Annotated in this window: 20 protein-coding genes; 1 reads left to right on the forward strand and 19 read right to left on the reverse strand. The window is 68.5% G+C overall.

All coding sequences use genetic code 11. The annotated features are described in order from the left end of the window. The 19 genes from RX333_RS12555 to betI form a co-directional block, all read right to left on the reverse strand. Positions 1 to 261: hypothetical protein (locus RX333_RS12555; protein WP_316015294.1), on the reverse strand; the 261-nt coding region annotated here is incomplete at its 3' end. Further along, positions 258 to 1,382, reverse strand: a complete 1,125-nt coding sequence (locus RX333_RS12560) for a glycosyltransferase family 4 protein (protein ID WP_316015295.1) — start codon at positions 1,380 to 1,382, stop codon at positions 258 to 260. The genes RX333_RS12555 and RX333_RS12560, both read right to left, overlap by 4 nt. Beyond that, a complete protein-coding gene (locus RX333_RS12565) occupies positions 1,379 to 2,362 on the reverse strand; it encodes a glycosyltransferase (RefSeq protein WP_316015296.1) in 984 nt (327 codons plus the stop codon). The genes RX333_RS12560 and RX333_RS12565 overlap by 4 nt, the downstream gene beginning before the upstream one ends. Before the next feature lie 8 nt (positions 2,363 to 2,370). Continuing rightward, a complete protein-coding gene (locus RX333_RS12570) occupies positions 2,371 to 3,174 on the reverse strand; it encodes a glycosyltransferase domain-containing protein (RefSeq protein WP_316015297.1) in 804 nt (267 codons plus the stop codon). A 2-nt stretch (positions 3,175 to 3,176) separates the two neighbouring features. Further along, positions 3,177 to 4,052, reverse strand: coding sequence for a glycosyltransferase family 2 protein (locus RX333_RS12575; RefSeq protein ID WP_316015298.1), 876 nt, complete (start codon positions 4,050 to 4,052; stop codon positions 3,177 to 3,179). After that, the gene (locus tag RX333_RS12580) at positions 4,049 to 5,161 is read right to left on the reverse strand and encodes a glycosyltransferase (protein WP_316015299.1); all 1,113 of its coding nucleotides are present in this window, start codon (positions 5,159 to 5,161) and stop codon (positions 4,049 to 4,051) included. The genes RX333_RS12575 and RX333_RS12580 overlap by 4 nt, the downstream gene beginning before the upstream one ends. Beyond that, entirely contained in the window at positions 5,158 to 6,327 is a 1,170-nt protein-coding gene (wecB, locus tag RX333_RS12585; RefSeq protein WP_316015300.1) for a non-hydrolyzing UDP-N-acetylglucosamine 2-epimerase, read from the reverse strand. The genes RX333_RS12580 and wecB overlap by 4 nt, the downstream gene beginning before the upstream one ends. A gap of 43 nt (positions 6,328 to 6,370) precedes the next feature. After that, positions 6,371 to 8,149 carry an ABC transporter ATP-binding protein gene (locus tag RX333_RS12590; protein ID WP_316015301.1) on the reverse strand — a complete coding sequence of 593 codons (1,779 nt, stop codon included), beginning with the start codon at positions 8,147 to 8,149 and terminating at the stop codon, positions 6,371 to 6,373. Next, entirely contained in the window at positions 8,146 to 9,183 is a 1,038-nt protein-coding gene (gene galE, locus RX333_RS12595) for a UDP-glucose 4-epimerase GalE (RefSeq protein ID WP_316015302.1), read from the reverse strand. The genes RX333_RS12590 and galE overlap by 4 nt, the downstream gene beginning before the upstream one ends. Beyond that, complete coding sequence (locus RX333_RS12600; RefSeq protein WP_316015303.1) at positions 9,183 to 10,457, reverse strand: nucleotide sugar dehydrogenase; 1,275 nt, start codon at positions 10,455 to 10,457, stop codon at positions 9,183 to 9,185. Before RX333_RS12600 ends, galE begins: the two co-directional genes overlap by 1 nt. A gap of 57 nt (positions 10,458 to 10,514) precedes the next feature. Further along, positions 10,515 to 11,294 carry a class I SAM-dependent methyltransferase gene (locus RX333_RS12605; protein ID WP_316015304.1) on the reverse strand — a complete coding sequence of 260 codons (780 nt, stop codon included), beginning with the start codon at positions 11,292 to 11,294 and terminating at the stop codon, positions 10,515 to 10,517. Between the two features lie 57 nt (positions 11,295 to 11,351). Then, positions 11,352 to 12,239: a glucose-1-phosphate thymidylyltransferase RfbA gene (rfbA, locus tag RX333_RS12610; protein WP_316015305.1), complete on the reverse strand. Its 888-nt coding sequence runs from the start codon at positions 12,237 to 12,239 to the stop codon at positions 11,352 to 11,354. Then, entirely contained in the window at positions 12,236 to 13,102 is an 867-nt protein-coding gene (gene rfbD / locus RX333_RS12615) for a dTDP-4-dehydrorhamnose reductase (RefSeq protein ID WP_316015306.1), read from the reverse strand. The genes rfbA and rfbD overlap by 4 nt, the downstream gene beginning before the upstream one ends. A gap of 278 nt (positions 13,103 to 13,380) precedes the next feature. Beyond that, entirely contained in the window at positions 13,381 to 14,442 is a 1,062-nt protein-coding gene (rfbB, locus tag RX333_RS12620) for a dTDP-glucose 4,6-dehydratase (protein ID WP_316015307.1), read from the reverse strand. Further along, the gene (gene rfbC / locus RX333_RS12625) at positions 14,439 to 14,987 is read right to left on the reverse strand and encodes a dTDP-4-dehydrorhamnose 3,5-epimerase (protein WP_316015308.1); all 549 of its coding nucleotides are present in this window, start codon (positions 14,985 to 14,987) and stop codon (positions 14,439 to 14,441) included. Before rfbC ends, rfbB begins: the two co-directional genes overlap by 4 nt. 103 nt (positions 14,988 to 15,090) lie before the next feature. After that, on the reverse strand, positions 15,091 to 16,746 hold the full coding sequence (gene betA, locus RX333_RS12630) for a choline dehydrogenase (RefSeq protein ID WP_316015352.1): 1,656 nt from the start codon (positions 16,744 to 16,746) through the stop codon (positions 15,091 to 15,093). A gap of 11 nt (positions 16,747 to 16,757) precedes the next feature. Beyond that, on the reverse strand, positions 16,758 to 18,239 hold the full coding sequence (gene betB / locus RX333_RS12635; protein ID WP_316015309.1) for a betaine-aldehyde dehydrogenase: 1,482 nt from the start codon (positions 18,237 to 18,239) through the stop codon (positions 16,758 to 16,760). Between the two features lie 158 nt (positions 18,240 to 18,397). Beyond that, a complete protein-coding gene (betC, locus tag RX333_RS12640; RefSeq protein ID WP_316015310.1) occupies positions 18,398 to 19,918 on the reverse strand; it encodes a choline-sulfatase in 1,521 nt (506 codons plus the stop codon). Next, positions 19,915 to 20,526, reverse strand: a complete 612-nt coding sequence (gene betI, locus RX333_RS12645) for a choline-responsive transcriptional repressor BetI (RefSeq protein ID WP_316015311.1) — start codon at positions 20,524 to 20,526, stop codon at positions 19,915 to 19,917. The genes betC and betI overlap by 4 nt, the downstream gene beginning before the upstream one ends. Positions 20,527 to 20,873: 347 nt before the next feature. Between betI and RX333_RS12650 the strand changes: the two genes are divergently transcribed. After that, positions 20,874 to 21,842 carry a glycine betaine ABC transporter substrate-binding protein gene (locus RX333_RS12650; RefSeq protein WP_316015312.1) on the forward strand — a complete coding sequence of 323 codons (969 nt, stop codon included), beginning with the start codon at positions 20,874 to 20,876 and terminating at the stop codon, positions 21,840 to 21,842. Positions 21,843 to 21,858 lie beyond the last annotated feature (16 nt).

Here is a 21,858-nt window from a genome sequence, read left to right on the forward strand (position 1 = left end):
CCGCGCCAGCCCGCCGACGATCACCGCGCGCCACAGCGACAGGATCACCAGGTCGGGCTGCGCCGCGGCCAGCCGCCCGGCCGCCGTCCAGAAGGCGCGCGGATCGAAGGTGCGCCCGCGCCCCGACCGGTCGCGCACGTCCTCGAACACGAACATGCGCCGCAGCTCCACGTCCCGCGCCAGCCGCCCCTCGGCGGTCGCGGCCGCGGCCTCGACCCCGCCGATCCCGTCATAGGGCATCAGGTGGACGACATGCCTCATCGGACCGGCTTCAGCACCGCGTCGTACCCGGCACGCATCGCCTCGGGGCTGTGACGTGCCAGCACATGCGCCCGCGCGCGCCCGGCGAGGAATATCCGGCCGCACGCGTCCTGCGCCAGGGCGGCGATCGCGGTGGCGAAGGCGTCCACATCGCGCGCGGGCACCAGTCGACCAAGCGGCTCCTGTCCCGCACCGGGCGGGCCGAGCAGGTCCGAGATGCCCGCCACGTCCGAGGCCACGATCGGCAGCTCCGCCGCCATTGCCTGCAGCAGCGCCGTGCTCAGCGTCTCGCCATCCGAGGAATGGGCATAGAGATCGAGCGTCTCGAACCAGCCGGGCAGGGCGTCGGAGGGCAGATGGCCGGGCATCTCCACCTGCGCGTCGAGCCCGGCTTGCGCCACCGCCGCGCGCACCGCCGCATGACACGGGCCGTCGCCCGGCAGGCTCAGCCGCCAGTCGCGCCCCGGATGCGCGGCACGAAGTCGGGCGAGTGCGGCGACTAGGACCCCTTGCGCCTTGGTCGGGGTGAAGCGCCCCGCCATACCGATGCGGAAGGGGGCACCTGCCCTGTCGTTGTCCACTGGCCTGTCCGTTGAGCCGAAGGGTGCGAGATCGATCCCCGTGGGCACCAGCGCGGTGCGGTCGGCGCGAAAGGCCCGGCCCAGCCTGCGGGCCAGCGTCGCGCGGTAATCGGGGCTGAGCGTCACCACCCGGTCGGCGAGGCGCTGCGCCATCAGGCTTGCCCCCCATTCCGCGGGGGTCTTGAGGGCGTTGGCCTGGTGTTCCACCGCCACGATCGGCGTGGATCGCAAGGCCAAGCGTGCGGGCAGGATTGTCTTGATCGAATGCAGGATCACCGCGTCCGCCCGCGCGGCGCGCAATGCGCGCATCAGGTTCGGCCATCCCGCCCAGGGCCGTCCCTGCCGTGCGGGCACGTAGTCGTACGCGACACCCAGCCGCGCCGCGGCATCGCGGTAGCCTTGGGCCACCGGCTCGATCCCGTAGAACAGCAGGCGATGCTCCCACGGGTCCTCCATCCCGCCCGCCTCGATCAGCGGCAGGGCCACGGCGGCATGGCCGCCCAGCCCCGAATAGAGCACCTGGAGAACCCGACGGCTCATGTCCCCGCCCCCCGACCGGTCATCGCATCGCGTAGCGCGCCGCCCGTGCCGCCACTGCGCGCATAGACGCCCGTGCGCCACAACCGCCCCACGGCGCCCAAGCGGCGCGGCAGGGCGGCCGCGCGGGCGGCGGCGCGTGCCTCCAGATCGGCGATGCGCGCCGTCAACTCCGCAGCGACCCGCGCCCGTCGCGCCGACCCGGCCAGCGCGTCGAAAGCCGCCGCCCGTGCGTTCAGGCGTTCGGCCTGCAGGACGAGGCCCGAAAGCTCTCGCTCCAGCCCGCCGCCACCGCGCAAGCGGCGAGCCAAGTCGCGCCGGACCATGCGGAACCGGGCGCGCGGACCGATTTCCTCGGGCGTATTGGCCAGGAAATCGGAGGTGTTGGCGCCGTGCTGGCGATAATATTGCAGCACCTCGGCATGACGCTCGACCAGGTCCAGGCGATCGGCCAGTTCCACCAGCCAGTTGTCATGCGCGCGAACGCCTGGCGCGAAAGGCAGCATCGCGTCGAGCCAATCGCGCCGCAGCCCCAAGCAGCATCCCATGACGAAAGATTCCTCGGGTAGACCTACGGCCGCGATCTGCCCGCGCTTCGTGCGGCCCGACGGGGTTAGTGCGCCATCGGTCAGTTCCGTATCACACACGAAGACCGCCATCTCCGGCCGGGCGCGCGCCCAATCCTCAAACCGGGCGAGCTTCTGCGCGAACCACATGTCGTCCTGATCGCAGGGCAGGACCAGATCGCCCGTGGTCCGCGACAGCGCTCGCTCGAAATTGCGCGCATAGCCCAGATTGACCGGGTTGCGCAGCACCGTCATCTCGAAGGGCGCGTGCGCGGCCCAGGCGGCCAGCAGATCGGGCGTGGCATCCCCCGAGGCGTCGTCCACTGCAATCACCTCGTCGGGCAGGCGGGTCTGCGCGGCGAGGCTATCAAGCTGAACCTTGAGATGCGCGGTGCCGCGCCAAGTCGCGAGAGCCACGGAAATTCTCATGCGCTCTGACCCTTAAGAGTTGTCCGCAGCCCTCGCCGGACCGCGCGCGCCGCGTTCCAAGCGCGAAGGAGCCCCGCATGAAGCGCGCTATCATGCGCACGCGCAGACATCCAAGCATAGCGCGGATTCACGCCGCGCGCGCCCCGGTGGGGATAGATCGCGAACCACGGATTGGCATCGCGGAAACTCCAGTCGATCCAGTTGACCTCTAGCCCCGTGCACCAGCGCACCACCGGCAGGGAGAACTGATCCCGGTCGTTCCGCGCGCGGTAGAGGTCCCACCACATCTCCATTGCCGCATCGAGACCGGGCGCATCGACGCGCCGGGCCAGAATGGTGTTCTCGCTCAACCCCGCCTCGTCGCCGAACCCCTCGGCCCTGTGACGGGCAAGCGTCGCCCGCGCCGGCGCGGGATCGGCGATCTTGCCCGTCGCCGCACAGGCCGCGATCTCGTCGGCCACGGTGTCGCGCAGCGGATGACGGAAGAGCCCCATCGCCGCAGTCCCCTGCAGGGCCAAGTCGAGAAACCCCGCGCTGTCGCCCAGAAGCCGGATGTTCGCATCGACATAGAGCGTACGCCTCGCCTCCGGCAGCTCCCGATGGCCCAGCATCTTCCACCAGCGATTGGCCGCCGCCGCCCCGCCCCACCGGGCCGGATCGACCACGCGCCGCTCCCACCCGCGCGGGGCGGGCCCGTCCGAATCGGTGATCAGCGCATGGCGCAGCCCCGGCGCGGGTGCGACCGGCGGCAGCACCCAGTCGTAATCGTCGAAGACGCAGGTATAGACGAGATCGGACATCCCTATCCGCCCCGGCCGAATCCGCGCGTCGCCCGGCGCAGGGCACGCCGCCCCAGCGTGCCCGCCGCATGCGGCCACCACGGCGGAAAGGCAGGAGGACACTCGCCCCGGTCGCGGGCTTCGGCCCAGGCCTGCTGCGCCGCGTATTGACGGGGCGTCATCAATCCCGGCCTCAACAGCCCGGCCAAGCGGAACTGGCGTGTCTTGCGCGCCCGGTCGAGCCCGTTGTCGCCCTCGATCTCCTCCCGGTGGACCACGCCCGCATCGGGGGCGAACTGGTAATGCCAGCCGGCATGCCGGACGCGGGCGAAGAATTCCTGCCCGATGACGCCGTAGATGCGCAGCCTCTCGGTGAACAGTCCCAGCGCGATCCAGTCCGCCCGGCGCATGCTGACATTGTTCTCGACCAGATAGGCGTCGGGATGGTCGCGCTCGATCCGTTCGACGGTCATCGGTGTCAGCGCGGGCAGGGCACGCAGCGCGGCCATCTTGCCGGCCAGGCGCGGGTCGCGGTCGGGATCGTGCGGATCGCGCGGACCGCCGGTGATGCAGCGCGGCCGACTGGCGGCGCGATGCGCCCGCACGAAGCCCGGCACTGGAACGCTGTCATCGTCCACGATCGCCACGACGTCCGCGCGCGCAGCCAGGATGCCCCTGTTCCGCGCCAGTGCCAGCCCGTAGCCCGAGAAGCCCGTATTCACCCAGCGCAGCGGATAGCGCGTCCGCAGACCAGCCAGCATCGCCTCCGTTCCGTCGGTGCAGCCGTCCATGGCGACCACAACCTCGAAATCGTCGTCCTCCTCGGTCTCCAGCCGCAACAGAAGATCGCGCAGCACCCCGGCCCGGTTGAAGGTGGTGATGACGATGGTGACGCTCACGATCCGCGGACCTCCTTCAGCCAGTCAACGACCGGTGCCATCTTGGCCCGCCAGCTCAGGCGGTCCTCGGCATAGTTGCGCATGATCCGCGTGATCTCGGGCTGCCCCTCGCGCAGATCCGCATACCACGAAACCAGACCCGCGATGTCGATGGGGCTCTCATCTGCGGGAACATGGTGGGCGAAAGGCAGCTCCGGCGGGAAATCACGATCCGGATAGCCGATGACGAACGGGATCCCGCGGCCGCAGAATTCGCGCGACTTGATGTTCGAGGTATCCACGTCCAGCCGGTGCATGCCGATGCTGGACACCGCGATATCCGCGTCTGACATGAGACGGTCGAGCTGGTCGCCATGCTTCGGCCCCACGAACCGGACCGTCTGCTCCAGCCCGGCCTCGGCCACCTTGCGGCGCAGGTTGGGAAGTTCGTCCCCGCTGCCCGCGATGTCGAAGGTGACGCTCGGCGCATCGGGCGCCGCATTTGCGCGGTAGCGCGCGATCCCGTCGATCATCCGGTCGTAGCCGTGCCAGAAGGACAGGTTCGCGACCCCGACCAGATGCAGGTCGGGGCCGACGGTGCGCGGCGCCACCAGCGGCAGGGCCTCGACATTCACGCCATTATCCGTCCTGAGGGTGGGAATGCCGAAGATCTCGGTCGCCTGCGAGAAGGTGACAATCCGGTCCACGCGGCCCTTCAATGAGGACAGCCCGACATTCTGATAGGCGGCCTGCACCCTGGACCGCCACCCCCGCCGTTCCGAGGCGAAGGGCCAAGAGGGCACCTCCATCACGACGGGCAGGTCCGGACGGCGGGCGCGGATCGCCGCAAGGGCCCGGACAAGATCCGGCGGCGCCCCCTGAAAACGGATATAGACGAAATCCGCGTCGCGGGTTCGGGCCTGCATCTCGCGGTGAAACAACAGGTGGTGGGAGATGCGCCGACGCCATACGCCGCCATCGGCATGCCGGAACGCCGGATCGCTCAGGTCGAGCATATCGGTTTCCAGCCCCGCCTCGGCTAGGACGGCGCGCTGGTCGGCGATCTTGCGGGCGACCCCGGCCAGATGGTCCTGGCCGAGCGCCAGTCGCGCGACGTAGAGCCCGCTCATGCCGGTTCGCACAGGCCGAGCGCGTCGAGGATCGCACGGATCCTTAGGGCGGCCTGCCCGTCCCAGAATTCCGGGACCCGGCTCGGTTTCGCCTCGTCCGACAGGGCTTCCTCCAGCGCGCCGCGCAAACCGTCGGGATCCTCGCCCAGCAGGCGGTTCGTGCCTTCGGTGATCGTCACGGGGCGCTCGGTCGTCGTGCGTAGGGTCAGGCAGGGCTTGCCCAGCCAGGTCGTCTCCTCCTGGATTCCGCCCGAATCCGTGATGACCGCCAGCGCCCGTTTCTGCAGGCCGACAAAGGACAGGTAATCCTGCGGCTCGATCAATCGCATTTTGTCTGACAACGGCCCCCGGTCCAAGCCCTCGATCCGAGCGCGCGTCCTGGGATGGACGGGGAACACGATCGGAATATCCGCCGCGATCTGTTCGAGCGCATCGAGAATGCGTTGCAGCTGGTCGGACGCATCGACATTGGACGGCCGGTGGAGCGTCACCAGGACGAACTGTTCAGGAAGGTCCTCCACCGGAAGGTCATGTGCCTCGATGCGCGGCAGCAATCGCGACAGGGTGTCGATCATCACGTTGCCGACGAAGAAAATGCTTTCGGGTGCGGCCCCCTCGTCCAGCAGGTTCCGGTCCGCATCGCGCGACGGCGTCAGCAGGACATCGGACAGACGGTCGGTGACGAGGCGGTTGATCTCCTCGGGCATGTTTCTGTCGCCCGATCGCAGCCCGGCCTCGACATGGATGCACGCGATGCCCAGCTTGGCGGCCACCAGTGTCGCGGCCAGCGTGGAATTCACGTCACCATAGACGATCAGCGCCGAGGGCCGTTCAGCCAGGAACCGCTGTTCGAGGGCGATCATCGTATGGGCCGTCTGCTCTGCATGGCTGCCGCCGCGGATCGCGAGGTTCACGTCCGGTTTGGGAATATCGAGCGCCTCGAAGAACGCGTCCGACATGCGTCGGTCGTAGTGCTGACCGGTATGCACGATCTGCTGCCGCATTCCTTTCAAAGCCGCGTGGACGGGGCTGAGCTTCACGAAATTCGGACGGGCTCCTACCACATGCACGAGTCCGCCATCACCGCGTGGCGCCTGGAAGATCGGGCCTTGTCCGAGTCTTTCGATCTGAGATCGGACATCTGCGTTCGGATAGGTCGAGGTCATGTCTCATGTCCTTTGCGACGATTGGGCGTTGGGGCCATCGCGTCTAATGCGGATCGATGTCGAGCATCTCTTCGGGCGTGCCCGTGGCCACGATCCGTCCCGCCTCGATGCGCAGGATCCGGTCGCAATCGCGCAGCGTGGTCAGGCGATGCGCAATCATGATCAGGGTCAGGTTGCGGTCGAGCCCCGCGATCGCCTCCATCACCCGCGTCTCGGTCCGCGTGTCGAGCGCGCTGGTCGCCTCGTCGAAAACGATCACGTCCGCCTCGCGGTAGAGCGCGCGCGCGATGGCGATACGCTGGCGCTGGCCGCCCGACAGGCGTACGCCTCGCTCACCCACCACCGTCTCCAGCCCCTGCGGCAGCTCGGCCACCGTGGTGCCGAGTTGGGCCTGCGCGACCGCGCGCGCCAGCCGGGCGCGGTCGATCCGGTCCGGTTCCTCGCTGAAGGCGATGTTCTCGGCCAAGCTCGCATCGGTGAGAAAGATCGCTTGGGGCACATGGGCGATGCGGCGCTGCCAGGCCCGGCGCGTGACGTCGTCGATCGGCGTTGCATCGACGCGCATCTGCCCCGCATCGGGCACGATTAGGCCCATCAGCACATCGGCCAGCGTGCTCTTGCCGCTGCCGGTCGGCCCGACGATGCCGATGCGCGTGCCCCGCTCAATGACCAGATCCACCGCGTCGAGCGCTGGACGCTCACTGCTCGCATAGCTGAGCGAGACGCCCTCCAGCCGGATGTCGCGCTCGAAGGGCAGCGGCGGCGGCGGCAAGCCGGTATCGCCTGCGCGGGTCGGCTGTTCGAGATAGGACAAACATTCGCCGATCACCGCCTGTGCGCCGCGGATCTGCGTCCAGGCATTATAGGCCTGCTGGGCCACCGGCAGCAGGCGCTGCGCGGCCAGCGCCACGGCCCCCAGCACCGGTAGGGCGGTTTGAAGCCTGCCTTCGCCCGTTACCAGCACATAAGCCACAATTACGATTAACACGATACCGATCGTTTCTACCACATAGCGCGGGGCCATGCCCATCACGACGTTGTCCGCCGTCGCCAACCGCTGTAGCCGAACCGACCGGGCGAAGCGCGCGACATGCAGCGGCTGCGAACCGTCGAGCAGCACGTCGCGGATCCCGCCCAGTCCTTCCTGCAGGGCCTGCATCGTGCGCGGCATCTCACGCGCAATGGTTGTGCCGTTGTGCGCGATTGGCCTGAGCAGGACCAGCGCGGTCAGTCCGTAGACCGCTGCGATGCCGCCGACAAGCGACAGCGCCACCCCCGGCACAAACAGCAGTAGCGTTCCCATGGCCAGCACCATGAGAGTGGCTGCCGCCAGTATCTGGAACAGCGGCAGCATGAACCCCGTCACCAGACGCATGGACTTACCCATGATGACCGAGATCGTGCGGGAACTATTGCGCGCGGCGTGGACGGAATAGGGCTGATAGAGTGTGCGGTAGAAGATCTCGACCGCCAAGTCGATCCCGATCAAATGCGACAGGCGCGACTGCGTCCAGATCAGTGTCAGCCGCAGCGCCCCTGCCATGATGACGGCCGCTGCGAAGAGCAGGCAGAGCGGCGCGATCAGATCTTGCGGGCCCTCGGCACCCAAGAAGGCGATCAGCGGCTCAGCTGCAGGCAGGTCGTAGAGCCGTTCGGGCTCGGCGATCACTGCTAGGAATGGAAAGGCTGCCGAGATCGACAGCAGTTCGGCCAAGGTCGAGGCCACGGTCAGCACCGCCAGCCCGACGAGCTGCTGGCTGCGGTGACGCGGGATATGACGCGCGAGAATGCGCAGGGCCCGCCTGTAGCCCGGAAAGGTCACGCGAGCCCCTCCCGCCGCCGGGTCCAGCTCCAACTCGACGCACACATCTCGTCGATGCCGTGCCGCGCCTCGAAACCCAGTACCGCGCGCGCACGGGTCGCGTCACAATAGCACTGCGCCACGTCGCCGGGGCGGCGGGGCCGGATCTCGAAAGACACCTCCCGCCCGCTGACCCGGGCATAGGCCGCGCGCATCTCCAGCACCGACTGCCCGCGCCCCGTGCCCAGGTTGACGACATGGCCGCGGCCGTCCCGCTCCAGCGCGGCGAGCGAGGCGACATGGCCGCGCGCCAAGTCGGCAACGTGGATGTAGTCGCGCACACCCGTGCCGTCGGGTGTGTCGTAATCGTCGCCGAAGACCTGCAGCCGCGCCCGTCGCCCAGAGGCGACCTGCGCGATATAGGGCATCAGGTTGTCGGGAGGATCGGCGGGCTCCTCGCCGATATGGCCGGTGCCGTGGGCCCCGGCCGGATTGAAATAGCGCAGGATGCCCACCCTCCAGGACGGGTCCGCCTCGGCCTGTGCCAGAAGGACCTTCTCGGCCAGCAGCTTACTGTGGCCATAGGGGCTGGCCGGTCCGAGCGGCGCGTCCTCCGAAATCGCGCCACCCGTCGCCCGCGCGTCGTAGACGGTGGCCGAGGAGGAGAAGATCAGCCGCCGCGTATCCGTGGCCGCCATCGCGGCGACCAGCACCGTCAGCCCGCCGAGATTGATATCGAAATAGCGTTCGGGGTGCGCAACGCTCTCGGCCACGGACTTGAGCCCGGCGAAATGCATCACCGCATCGAAACCGCCTTCGGCCAGCACGGTTTCCATGACCGTGCGGTCGCGGATATCGGCCTCGATCACCTGCGGTGCGGGCCCGTTCGCGGCCAGCGCGATCCGGTCGGGCACGTCGCGCCGGGCATTGGCGAAATTGTCGAGGATGACCGGCTGGTAGCCTTCCTGCATCAGCGCCACGCAGCAATGCGACCCGATATAGCCGGCACCGCCGGTCAGCAGGACGCGCCCGCGATGCGTGTCGAGCCGGCTCATCACAGGCGCCCGTCGCTCTCGTCGCGGGCGAAGGTGCCCTTCACGTCGAAGAAGACGGCGCCGGGCCGCCCCAGCGCGCGGATCGCGGCCGCCCCCATCTCGCGATAGGCGGCGTGGTTCACCGCCAGCACGATGGCGTCGTAGCGTCCCGGTTCCAGCGCCTCGACCAGATCGATGCCGTATTCGCGGCGCGCCTCCTCGGCATCAGCCTCCGCGTCATGGACCTCGACCTCGGCATTGTAGCCGCGCAGCGCCTCGATCACGTCGATCACCTTGGAATTGCGCAGGTCCGGGCAGTCCTCCTTGAAGGTCAGGCCCAGGACCAGCACCTTCGAGCCGACCACCGGGAAGCCCGCGCGCATCATCGCGCGCGCCACCCGGTCAGCCACGTGCGGGCCCATCGCGTCGTTGATGCGGCGCCCGGCGAGGATCACCTCGGGGTGGTGGCCGACCTCGGCCGCCTTGTGCGTCAGGTAGTAGGGATCGACCCCGATGCAGTGCCCGCCGACGAGGCCGGGGCGGAAGGGCAGGAAGTTCCATTTGGTCCCCGCCGCCTCTAGCACCTCCAGCGTGTCGAGCCCCATCTTGCCGAACAGCACCGACAGCTCGTTCATCAGGGCGATGTTGACGTCGCGCTGGGTGTTCTCGATCACCTTCGCGGCCTCGGCCACCTCGATGGAGGGAGCGCGGTGCGTGCCCGCCTCGATGATCTGCCTGTATAGGGCGTCGATCGCCTCGGCCGCCTCGGGGGTGGAGCCGGAGGTGACCTTGGTGATCGTGGTCAGCCGGTGCTTCCTGTCGCCGGGATTGATCCGCTCGGGGCTGTAGCCGGTGAAGAAATCCGCGTTGTGCCGCAGCCCCGACACCCGTTCGAGCACCGGCACGCAGATCTCGCGCGTGCAGCCGGGGAAGACGGTGCTCTCGTAGATCACCACGTCGCCCGCCTTCAGCGCGTCGCCCACCGTCTCGGAGGCGCGGATCAGCGGGGTGAGGTCGGGCCGGTTGGCCGCGTCCACTGGCGTCGGCACGGTGACGATGAACACGTCACATCCGGCCAGCGCCTGCTGGTCGGACGTGATGTCGAGCTTCGTCGACGCAGCTAGGTCCGCCTGCGAGACCTCGCGTGTGGCATCGTGGCCCGCCCGCAGTTCCGCGACACGCTCCACCTTCACATCGAATCCGGTGACGGGGCGGTGCTTGCCGAATTCCACGGCCAACGGCAGACCGACATATCCGAGGCCGATGACAGCGATGCGACTGCTATTGAGATCCATGTTTCAAACCTGTCTGTTCGAACTCACCGGCATATTTCACACTGGCCTGCGGCGGCCCTAGCGTCGTCGGGCGATGGCGTAGCCGCGTCTGTTCTCAAGCATGAACCGCTCAATATCGTAGGCACCCTCGTCCTCGATCCGCGCGATCGCGCGGACGATCCCGTCGAACTGTCCGGGGGTCACGTCATCGAACACAATGCGGTCTCCCTTTTGCTGACGGTCGGCGACGTAGCGGTATTCGCCCATCAGCGGTTCCTCGTGATGCGCGCCGTCGAGGAACGCGAAATGCACGCGGCCCAGCCCTAGCCTCTCCATGCTGTCTTTGGTGTCGCCGGACAGGAACACGACACGGTCGCGCTCCTCGGACCAGGGAGCGAGCAGTTCGTGGCGGCTGCGGGGCCCGTCCAGATCGTCGATGCAGTTCCAGATCATGTCGTGATGGTGCGGGATGAGATCGGAGGTGACGACATGGCCGCTGCGCCCCGCATCCATGAGCGCGCGCGCCATGCACAGGGCCGAGAAGCCCCGCGCGGTCCCGGTTTCCATCACGACGAGCCCGGTATCCTGCGGCAGCTCGTCGGCCCGCTCGCGCAGGAGGGCATAGAGCATCCGCCCGTGCTGGAAGTTCAGCGCGGACTGCTTGACAACCACCTGCGTGTGCAATGCCAAGCCGTTCATCCAGTCGATGTCGATCCGGTGGGACTTGTCCTCAAGGAAGGTGTCCATCTCCGGATATGCCCGTGCGATCGCCTCCTCGTAGAGCTCCAGATAGGTTTCACGCAACGCGCGCGGCTCGGTTCCGAAGGGAACGTAGGGGTCGAAGGCGGGCGTCGGCATGACACGACGGCGAACGGCACGGGCAATTTTTCTGAACATGAAACCGAATCTTGATCTTCAGGATGACTGACGATTGCGAAGTATCTCAGCAAGATACCGTCCATACGCGCTCTTCGACAATTTTTGGGCCCGTTTTGCAAGTGCGTTCGCGTCGATCCATCCGGCCTCGAAAGCGATCTCCTCGGGACAGGCGATCTTGACGCCCTGGCGGCGCTCCAGGGTGCCCACGAATTCGGCCGCCTCCAGCAGGCTGTCTGGCGTCCCGGTGTCGAGCCAGGCATAGCCGCGGCCCATCCGCTCGACTGACAGGGTGCCCTCGTCGAGATAGGTGCGGTTGAGATCGGTGATCTCCAGCTCCCCGCGGGCCGAGGGGGCGAGGGCCGCCGCCCGCTCCGCCGCCGTGCCGTCGTAGAAGTAGAGCCCCGTGACCGCGAAATGCGATTTCGGAGCCTTCGGCTTCTCCTCAATTGAGGTCGCGCGGCGGTCGCTGTCGAAATCCACCACGCCGTAACGTTCGGGATCGGCCACACGGTAAGCGAAGACGCTGGCTCCGACCGCGCCTTCCACCCGTGCGCGGGCCGAAGCGAGCAGGTCGGGCAGGCCATGGCCGAAGAACAGGTTGTCGCCCAGGATCAGGCAGGAAGGCTGCCCGTCCACGAACTCCGCCCCGATCGTGTAGGCCTGCGCGAGCCCCCCTGGATCGGGCTGGGCGGCATAGGAAATGCGCATGCCCCAGTCCGACCCATCGCCCAGCAGATGCTCGAAGGCGGCGCGGTCCTGGGGCGTGGTGATGATCAGCACCTCGCGGATGCCCGCCAGCATCAGCACGCTCAGCGGATAGTAGATCATCGGCTTGTCGTAGACCGGCATCAGCTGCTTGCTGACGGCCTGCGTGATCGGCCAGAGGCGGCTGCCGGTGCCACCGGCCAGGATGATGCCCTTCATGTGCTTTCCTCCATCAGGCGGGTGACGACGCGCGCGACCCCGTCGCGCCAGTCGGGCAGGGCAATGCCGTGGGCCGAAAGGATCTTCGCGCAGTCGAGCCGGGAATTGCGGGGGCGCGCGGCGGGGGTGGGATAGTCCTCGGTCGCGATGCCGTCCACCCTGATGTCCATCCCGGCAACCGCGAAGGTTTCGCGCGCGAAACCGGCCCAGCTCGTCGCGCCGCAAGCGGCCATGTGGAAGGTGCCGCGCAGGGCCGCGTCGGGGCCGGCCGCGAGATTTCGCGCCACCGCCACCGCGCCTTGCGCGATATCATGCGCGGCGGTCGGCGCGCCGATCTGGTCGTCCACCACGCGAAGCGTGTCCCGCTCCGCTCCCAGGCGCAGCATGGTCTTCGCGAAATTGGTCCCGTGCGGCGAGAACACCCAGGAGGTGCGCAGGATCGCGTGGTTCTCCGTGGCCGCCGCCACCGCCCGCTCGCCCGCCAGCTTCGACGCGCCGTAGACCCCCAGCGGGCCGGTCGGGTCGTCCTCGCGCCAGGGCCGCTCGCCCGAGCCGTCGAAGACGTAGTCGGTCGAGATCTGCACCACCGGGATCCCCAGCTCCGCTGCCGCTTGCGCCACCGCCCGCGCGCCGCCCTCGTTGACCGCGAAGGCCGCCTCCGCATCGTCTTCGGCCGCGTCCACCGCCGTCCAGGCGGCGGCATTGATCACCGCCTGCGCCCCCGCGTCGCGCAGGGCGGGCAGCACGCTTTCGGGCTGGGCGAGGTCCATGTCGGGCCGCGCCAGGAACACGGGCTCGATCCCCTTCATCTCCGCCAGCGCGCGGGCGACCTGGCCGTTCCGTCCGGTGATCGCCAGCCGCATTCAGCTTCCTCCAAATACGCATGTCCCGCCGGTTTCCAGCGTCGGATTCGCGTATTTTTCGGGAAGATGAAGATCCGGGTTCCCTGCCGGTTGCGCGGCATTGTCCGCATTCGGGATGGAGCCTTTTGCCGCCCCGCCCGTTCTCTTCACATGGGTGGATCGGCCCGTCGCACAGCCAGGGGTGGCGCGCGACAGGACAAGGGCCGGGACGGAATGGAAAGAGCGGCCTTGCAGGGATGGGACCCGGCAGGGCCGGTCTTCTTTGGGACGGGCGCCGCTCATCCGCGCGCCTCCGCCTTGAGGCCCCGCCGCTCGGCCGCCGCGTCGCGCAAGGGGCCCCACCACCAGTCGTTGTCGAGATACCAGGCCACGGTCGCCTCGATCCCGCTGTCGAAATCGTGGACGGCGCGCCAGCCCAGCTCGTCCTCCAGCCGGGTCGCGTCGATGGCGTAGCGCGCGTCGTGGCCGGGGCGGTCGGTGACGAAGGTGATCAGCCGGTCATGGGGCGCCGCATCGGGCCGGTGGCGGTCGAGCGCGGCGCAGATCGCGCGCACGACCTGCAGGTTCGTCCGCTCGTTGCGGCCGCCGACATTGTAGGTCCGACCTGCCTGCCCTCGGGCCGAGATCAGGTCGAGCGCGCGGGCGTGATCCTCCACGTGCAGCCAGTCGCGCACGTTCGAGCCGTCGCCGTAGATCGGCAGCGGGCGGCCTTCGAGTGCGTTGAGGATGGTCAGCGGGATCAGCTTCTCAGGGTAATGATAGGGCCCGTAATTGTTCGAACAGTTGGAGGTGACGACGTCGAGCCCGTAGGTCCGCGCCCAGGCCCGCGCCAGGTGGTCGGACCCCGCCTTGCTGGCCGAATAGGGCGAGGAGGGGTCGTAGGGGGTGTCCTCGGTGAAGAGCCCCTCCTCCCCGAGCGAGCCGTAGACCTCGTCGGTCGAGACGTGCAGCACGCGGATCTCGTGGCCCGCGTCGCGCCGGGCGCGGGCGGCCTCCAGCACGCGCAGGGTGCCCAGCACGTTGGTGGTGATAAAGTCGTCCGGCCCGTCGATCGAGCGGTCCACATGGCTCTCGGCGGCCAGATGCAGCACGCGGGTCGGGCGCGCATCGGCGAAGGCCGTCTCCAAGGCTGCCGCATCGCGGATGTCGCCCTTCACGAAGCGGTGGTTCGGCGCGTCCGCGACGGCGCGCAGGGATGCGAGATTGCCCGCATAGGTCAGCGCGTCGAAGGTGGTGACCTCGTGGCCTTCGCCGACCAGGTGGCGCACCACGGCCGAGCCGATGAAGCCCGCGCCGCCGGTGACGAGGATGCGGTCCACTTCCGTGTCCGGCGCGCTCATGCGAAGACCTCGCCCAGCTCGGACAGGGACGGCTGCGCGCGGTCCTTGCCCGACAGGGTGTCCGGGTCGGCCCTGTCGGGCCAGTCGATCCCGGCGCTGTCCCAGGCGATCCCCGCATCGTGATCGGGCGCGTAGGTGTCGGTGCACTTGTAGCCGATCACCGTGTCGGGCTTCAGCGTGCAGAACCCGTGGGCGAAGCCTGCGGGGATCCACAGCTGCCGTCCGTTTTCCGCCGACAGCTCCTCCCCGTACCACTGGCCATAGGTCTCAGAGGACCGGCGCAGGTCCACCGCCACGTCCCAAAGGCTGCCCGCGAGGCACGAGATCAGCTTGCCCTGCGCGCGGGGCGGCGTTTGGAAATGCAGGCCGCGCAGCGTGCCCGCCTTGGCGGAGAGCGAGCGGTTCTCCTGCACGAAGGTCACGTCCGCCACCTGCGCCCGGAACAGGTCGTCGCGGAACACCTCCGCGAACCAGCCACGCGCGTCGCCGTGACGGCGCGGGGTCAGCCGGGCGAGGCCGGGCAGGGGAAGCGGGTCGATCTGCATGGCGAATCCTCGTTGAGCCGGGCAAGGGCTACCCCATCGCCCGCGCGATTCAAACGCCCGTTTTCCCACGTCTTTGTGCACGCGTCCACGGGGCGGGCCGTGCCTATCGCTGCGCATCCCGCCAGTCGGGATGGATCCAGGGCGCGGCGTTGGAGCGGGGAAGGCGGCGGCCCAACACGTGGTCAGCGACCTTCTCGCCCACCAGGATGGACGGCGCGTTGAGGTTGCCGTTCGTGATCCGCGGGAAGATCGAGCTGTCCGCGACCCGCAGCCGCTCCACCCCGATCACGCGGGCCTCCGGGTCCACCACCGCCATCGGATCGTCCTTTGCCCCCATCTTGGCGGTGCCGCAGGGGTGGTAGGCGCTCTCGACATGGTCGCGGATGAAGGCGTCGAGCGCGTCGTCGCCCTGCACATCCGCGCCGGGCTGGATCTCGTGGCCCGCGTAAGGCGCGAAGGCGTCCTGCGCGAAGATCTCACGCGTCAGGCGGATGCAGGTGCGAAAATCGCGCCAGTCCTGGTCGTGCGCCATGTAGTTGAACAGGATCGAAGGCGCCGCCGCGGGGTCCGCCCCCGTCAGCCGCACCCGGCCCCGCGAGGGGCTGCGCATCGGGCCGACATGGGCCTGGAAGCCGTGCCCCTCGGCCGCGACCTGCCCGTCATAGCGCACGGCGAGCGGCAGGAAATGGTACTGGATGTCCGGGTATTCCACCCCGGCGGCGGAGCGGATGAAGGCCGCGCTCTCGAACTGGTTGGACGCCCCCGGCCCGGTTCGGGTGAAGAGCCAGCGCGCGCCGACATAGGCCTTCCCCAGCAGGTTCCAGTAGCGGTAGAGGCTGATCGGCTGGGTCGCGGCCATCTGGATGTAGAGCTCCAGATGGTCCTGCAGGTTCTCCCCCACGCCGGGCCGGTCGGCGACCACGTCGATGCCGTGCTCGGCCAGGTGCGCGGCGGGGCCGACCCCCGACAGCATCAGCAGCTTCGGCGAATTGATCGAGGAGGCTGCGAGGATCACCTCGCGCTCCGCATGGATGGTCTCGACACGCCCCCCGCGCGCGATTTCCACCCCTGTCGCCCGGCCCTCCTCGATCACGACACGCCGGGCGAGGCCGCGGATCAGCGTGCAATTCTTCCGCTTCAGGGCAGGGCGCAGATAGGCGCGGGCCGCCGACCAGCGCTGGCCGCGCCGCGTCGTCTGCTCCATCGCGCCGAAACCTTCCTGCTTCTCGCCGTTGTAATCCCCGGTGGTCTCGTAGCCCGCCTGCCGCCCGGCCTCGACGAAGGCGTGGACCAGCTCGTTGTCGCGGGGGCCGCGGGTGACGTGCAGCGGCCCGTCCGTGCCGCGCCAGTCCGGGTCGCCCCCGTGGCCGCGCGGGTCCCAGGTCTCCATCCGTTTGAAGTAGGGCAACACGTCCGCATAGGCCCAGCCGGTGGCCCCGGCCTCCTCCCAGTGGTCGTAGTCGCGGGCGTGGCCGCGCACATAGACCATGCCGTTGATCGAGGAGGAGCCGCCGATCACCTTGCCCCGCGGCGTGGCGAGGCGACGGCCCCCGAGATGCGGCTCGGGATCGGTGCGGTAGCCCCAGTCGTAGCGCGGCATGTTCATCGGGAAGCTGAGCGCACCGGGCATCTGGATCAGCGGCCCGGCATCCGAACCGCCGAACTCGACGACGATGACCGAGTGCCCGGCCTCCGACAGGCGGTAGGCCATCGCGCAACCGGCCGAGCCCGCGCCGACGACGACGTAATCCGCGCGCATCGAGGCGGGCATCAGAACGCCGCCTCGACCGGACCCATGCCGACATAGACGGTCTGGGTTTCGGTGAAATGATCCATGGCCAGCCGCGCGTTCTCCCGCCCGATCCCCGACTGCTTCGACCCCCCGAAGGGCATGCCGAGGGGCGTGAGGTTGTACTGGTTGATCCAGATCGTCCCCGCCTCCAGTTGGGCCGCCACCCGGTGCGCGCGCGACAGATCGCGGGTGAACACCCCGGCGGAGAGGCCGAATTCCGTGGCATTGGCGCGCGCGACGACCTCCGCCTCCTCCTCGAAGCGCAGGACCGACAGGACCGGGCCGAACACCTCTTCGCGCGCGACGGTCATCTCGTCGGTCACGCCGGTCAGGATGGCGGGAGTGATCCAGTAGCCTGCCTCGAATCCAGGACGTTCGAGCCGTTCGCCGCCCGTCACCACGGTCGCGCCCTCGTCGCGGGCGGTGGCGAGGTGGCGTTCGACGATGTCGAGCTGGGCCTGCGTGGTCATCGGCCCGAAATGCGTGGCCTCGTCCATCGGATCGCCGATCACGGCGGTTTCCGTCCGGGCCTTGAGCCGCGCGACGAACGCGTCATGCACGTCCCCATGCACGAAGACCCGCGTCCCGTTCGAGCAGACCTGCCCCGAGGAGTAGAAATTCGCGTTGATCGCGCCCGAGACCGCGTCGTCGAGATCGGCATCGGCGAAGACGAGGAAAGGCGACTTGCCGCCCAGCTCCATCGTCACGTGCTTCATCTGCGCGGCGGCGCTCGCGTAGACTTTCCGCCCCGTCGGCACCGATCCGGTCAGCGAGACCTTGGCGATGCGCGGATCTTCCGTCAGCGCCGCCCCCACCGCGCCGCGGCCCTGGATCACGTTGAAGAGCCCCGGCGGCGCGCCCGCCTCGATCAGGATCTCCGCGACTTTCAATGCGCAGAGCGGCGTGGTCTCCGACGGCTTGAACACCATCGCGTTGCCGGTGGCGAGCGCGGGCGCCGCCTTCCAGCAGGCGATCTGGGTGGGGTAGTTCCAGGCGCCGATCCCCGCGCAGACCCCCAGGGGCCGCCGGATCGTGTAGGCCCAGTCGCCCCCGAACCGCATGGCCTCGCCCGTCACGTCGGCGGCGAGCCCGCCGAAATATTCCAGCGCCTCCGCTCCGCTCGTCGCGTCGGCCACCAGCGTCTCCTGCAAGGGCTTGCCGGTATCGTATGTCTCCAGGATGGAGAGCTCCCGGTTGCGGGCGAAGATGATCTCGGCGGCGCGGCGCAGCACCCGGCCCCGCGCGGTGCCGTCCAATGCGGCCCAGTCGGCCTGCGCGCGGGCGGCGGACGCGATGGCCGCCTCGACGATGGCGGGCGTGGCCTCGTGGACGGTCGCGATGGTCTCGCCGGTGGCGGGGTAGATCACCTTGATGGGCGCGCCGTCCGTATCCTCGACATAGCGGCCATCGACGAAGTGGGAGGCGGTGGCCAAGTCTTTTGGGAAATGGGTATCGGTCATGAAAAGCAGTCCTCGAAAATTCTGTCTGGCCCGGCGAAGCCGGGCAGCGCCCGACCCGCCCCGTCGTACTGTATGTACGCCCCTCTGGGGCGATGCGGGCGCTTCTCGCCCACCCTCGGGCCGGGCGCTGCCCTTCCGTTGCGATCGGTTCAGGCCCCTCACGGCTCCGGCTGCACGCCTCTGGGGTAGCGCGCCCGCTCCTCCACCTCGTTGAGGTCCATGTGGTTGCGCATGAACCGCTCCGACGCGCGTTGCAGCGGCTGGAAGTCCCACGGGTAGTAGCCCCCCTCGCGCAGCGCCTCGTAGACCACCCAGCGGCGGGCCTGGCTCTTGCGCACGTCGGCATCGAAACGGGCGAGGTCCCAGCGCGCATCGGCCTCGGCGCGGAAGGTCGCGAGCACCTCGGCCGCCGCCGGATCCTCCGCCCGGTTCACCAGCTCGTGCGGGTCCTTCTCCAGATGGAACAGCTGCTCGGGGTCGAGCGCGCAAGCCGTATATTTCCAGCCGCCCTTCACGAGCGCCACCAGGGGCGCGTAGGAGGCCTCGGCGGCATATTCCAGCGCCACCGCGCTTTCGCGCCGCGTGCCGTTGGCGAAGGGCACCACGCTCTCGCCTTGGGTCCAGGGCGCGACCTCCTCCATCGACAGCCCGGCCAGATCGCACAGCGTCGGGCAGACGTCGATATTGCTGACCGGATCGGTGACGAGGCCGGGGGTCACACCCGGTGCGCAGATCATCATCGGCACGCGGGACGAGCTCTCGAAGAAGCTCATCTTGAACCACAATCCCCGCTCGCCCAGCATGTCGCCATGGTCCGAGACGAAGAGGATGATCGCCTCCTGCTCGGTCGCCTCCAGCGTGTCGAGGATCTCGCCTATTTTGTCGTCGAGATAGGAGATGTTGGCAAAGTAAGCCCGTCGCGACCGGCGGATGTCCTCGTCGGTGATCTCGAACTCGCGCCAGTTGTTCGCGTCGAAGATGCGCTGCGAATGGGGGTCGTGCTCTTCGTACTCCATCGCCGGGACCGGCGGGTCGAGATGGTCGCACCCCTCGTAGAGGTCCCAGTACTTGCGCCGCGCCACGTAAGGGTCGTGCGGATGGGTGAAGCTGACCGTCAGGCACCAGGGCCGCGGGTCCAGACGGCGCCCGTATTCGCGCAGTTTCCTGACCGCGTGATAGGCGACCTCGTCGTCGTATTCCATCTGGTTGGAGGTCTCGGCCACGCCCGCGCCGGTGACCGAGCCCATGTTGTGATACCACCAGTCGATCCGCTCTCCGGGCTTGCGGTAATCGGGGGTCCAGCCGAAATCGGCGGGGTAGATGTCGGTGGTCAGCCGCTCCTCGAAGCCGTGCAGCTGGTCGGGCCCGACGAAATGCATCTTGCCGCTGAGGCAGGTCTGATAGCCCGCGCGCCGCAGATGATGCGCATAGGTCGGCAGGTCGGAGGGGAATTCGGCGGCGTTGTCGTAGATGCCGGTGACGCTGGGCAGCTGGCCGGACATGAACGCACCCCGCCCCGGCGCGCAGAGCGGCGAGGCGGTATAACAGTTGGCGAAGCGCGCCGAGCGCGCGGCGAGCCGTTTCAGATTGGGCGCGTGCAGCCACTCGGCAGGGCCGTCGGGAAACAGCGTGCCGTTGAGCTGGTCGACCATCAGGATCAGGATGTTGGGCGCGCTCATCGCGAAACCTCCGTCTGCGCATGCCGGGCCGCGTCCTGCGCCAGGCCCGCGTCGATCACCGCCTCGATCGCCGCAATCGTGGCGAAGGCGTCGGCTCGCGCGCCCTGCCGCGCCTGGCGGATGTAGAACCCGTCGATCAGCGCCGCGACGCTGTCGGCGAGCCAGGCCGGATCGCCCGCCATCAAGGGGCGCAGCGCATGCATCAGATTGGCGCGCAGCCGCCGCTGGTAGAGCGTCAGCAGCCGGTTCGCATCGTCCGAGATCTGGGCATGGACGTAGAAGGTCAGCCAGGCCGCGATCACCTCGCGCCGGAAGCTCTGGGCCGAGAAGCTGGCGCGCAGGATCGCGCCCAGCCGCGCGCGCGGCGTGCGGGCATGGGCCAGTTCCGCGCGCAGGTCGCGGCCGAGCATGCGCAGGATGTGGCGCATCGCCTCGGTCAGGATCCGGTCCTTGGAGCCGAAATAGTGATGGGCCAGCGCGCTCGACACGCCCGCGCGGCCCGCGATGCGGCCCACCGTGACGTCGAGCGCGCCGCGCGCGCCGATCTCGGCGATGGCCGCGTCCACCAGGGCCGCGCGGCGCTGCGTCTCCATTCCGATCCTCGGCATCCGGGCCCCCGTTCCCTGGCACTTACCCCGCGATTCCGGGGCATCCTTCGGGACCAGTCCTGATTTTTTTGAATTGATCCGTCAATCAAAAACCGGGGACGGGAGGGCACGCACCTCTTTAAGTTGATTGATTTCATGGGCTTGCGCCTGCCGGGGAAAAGGCTTGCCAAACCCGGTCCAGTGTTCTCCAATCACAAATGCAACGAAAACGACATCGGCGTCGCTTTCGGACCGCCCGTATCCGGGTCGCGTCCCGAAGATGATCGCCGATACCGCCATCCGGCCACATGGCCGGCAAGGACAACCGACCGGGACAAGAACCGACCAACATCAAGGGAAAGTATCAGATGAAGAAGATCGTCCTCGCCGCCGCCTTCGGCGCGGCCCTGCCGACGATGGCCTTCGCGCAGGAAGACTGCGGCGAAGTGTCCATCACCGAGATGAACTGGGCCTCCTCGGCCATCGTCACCCACGTGTCCAAGTTCCTGATGGAGCAGGGCTATGGCTGCGAGGTCACCACGGTGCCCTCCGCGACCGTGACCTCGCTCGCCTCCGTGTCCGAGACGGGCGAGCCCGACATCGTGACCGAGATGTGGATCAACGGCACCCCCGCCTATCAGGAGCTGTCGGAGGCCGGCACCATCGTCACGCTGGGCGACGTGCTGTCGGATGGCGGCATCGAGGGCTGGTGGGTCCCGACCTACCTGGTCGAGGAGCATCCCGAGCTCGCCACGCTCGAAGGTGTCCTGGCCAATGCCGAGCTGCTGGGCGGGCGCTTCCACCAGTGCCCCGACGGCTGGGGCTGCAAGAACACCAACGCCTCGCTGGCCGACGCGGTCGACCTCGAGGGCGCGGGCTACGAGATCTTCCAGCACGGCTCGGGCGAGACGATGGCGACCTCCATCGCCGCGGCCTTCGAGAACGAGGAGCCCTGGCTCGGTTACTACTGGGCGCCGACCTCGGTGCTGGGCAAGTACGAGATGACCTCGGTCGACCTGGGCGAGTACGACGAGGAAACCCACCTGTGCAACGCCAACCCCGAATGCGAGGAAACGGGCCTCAGCGCCTATCCGATCGGGCCGGTCAAGACGGTGGTCACCACCACCTTCCAGGAGGAATTCCCCGAAGTGGCCGAGCTGATGGCCAACGTGTCCTTCACCAACGCCCAGATGGGCGAGGTGCTGGCCTGGCAGGAGGAGGAGAACGCCTCCGCCGAGGAAGCCGCGGTCTACTTCCTGACCAACTATTCCGACACCTGGACGAACTGGGTGAACGATGCCGCGCGCGAGAACCTCGCGGCGCTGATCCAGCAGTGATGCGGACCTGATCCGC

The sequence above is a fragment of the Roseobacter sp. HKCCA0434 genome, assembly GCF_032464675.1.
Lineage (GTDB): Bacteria > Pseudomonadota > Alphaproteobacteria > Rhodobacterales > Rhodobacteraceae > Pontivivens.

Coding starts and splice junctions, on each gene's coding strand:
- betI (WP_316015311.1), bottom strand. CDS start 20,526: ATGCCGAGGATCGGAATGGAGACGCAGCGCCGCGCGGCCCTGGTGGAC.
- rfbC (WP_316015308.1), bottom strand. CDS start 14,987: ATGCAGATCGACCCGCTTCCCCTGCCCGGCCTCGCCCGGCTGACCCCG.
- RX333_RS12570 (WP_316015297.1), bottom strand. CDS start 3,174: ATGTCCGATCTCGTCTATACCTGCGTCTTCGACGATTACGACTGGGTG.
- rfbA (WP_316015305.1), bottom strand. CDS start 12,239: ATGAAGGGCATCATCCTGGCCGGTGGCACCGGCAGCCGCCTCTGGCCG.
- RX333_RS12600 (WP_316015303.1), bottom strand. CDS start 10,457: ATGGATCTCAATAGCAGTCGCATCGCTGTCATCGGCCTCGGATATGTC.
- rfbB (WP_316015307.1), bottom strand. CDS start 14,442: ATGAGCGCGCCGGACACGGAAGTGGACCGCATCCTCGTCACCGGCGGC.
- RX333_RS12560 (WP_316015295.1), bottom strand. CDS start 1,382: ATGAGCCGTCGGGTTCTCCAGGTGCTCTATTCGGGGCTGGGCGGCCAT.
- galE (WP_316015302.1), bottom strand. CDS start 9,183: ATGAGCCGGCTCGACACGCATCGCGGGCGCGTCCTGCTGACCGGCGGT.
- wecB (WP_316015300.1), bottom strand. CDS start 6,327: ATGACCTCGACCTATCCGAACGCAGATGTCCGATCTCAGATCGAAAGA.
- rfbD (WP_316015306.1), bottom strand. CDS start 13,102: ATGCGGCTGGCGATCACCGGACGGAACGGCCAGGTCGCCCGCGCGCTG.
- RX333_RS12605 (WP_316015304.1), bottom strand. CDS start 11,294: ATGCCGACGCCCGCCTTCGACCCCTACGTTCCCTTCGGAACCGAGCCG.
- betA (WP_316015352.1), bottom strand. CDS start 16,746: ATGCGCGCGGATTACGTCGTCGTCGGCGCGGGCTCGGCCGGTTGCGCG.
- RX333_RS12650 (WP_316015312.1), top strand. CDS start 20,874: ATGAAGAAGATCGTCCTCGCCGCCGCCTTCGGCGCGGCCCTGCCGACG.
- RX333_RS12580 (WP_316015299.1), bottom strand. CDS start 5,161: ATGAGCGGGCTCTACGTCGCGCGACTGGCGCTCGGCCAGGACCATCTG.
- betC (WP_316015310.1), bottom strand. CDS start 19,918: ATGAGCGCGCCCAACATCCTGATCCTGATGGTCGACCAGCTCAACGGC.
- betB (WP_316015309.1), bottom strand. CDS start 18,239: ATGACCGATACCCATTTCCCAAAAGACTTGGCCACCGCCTCCCACTTC.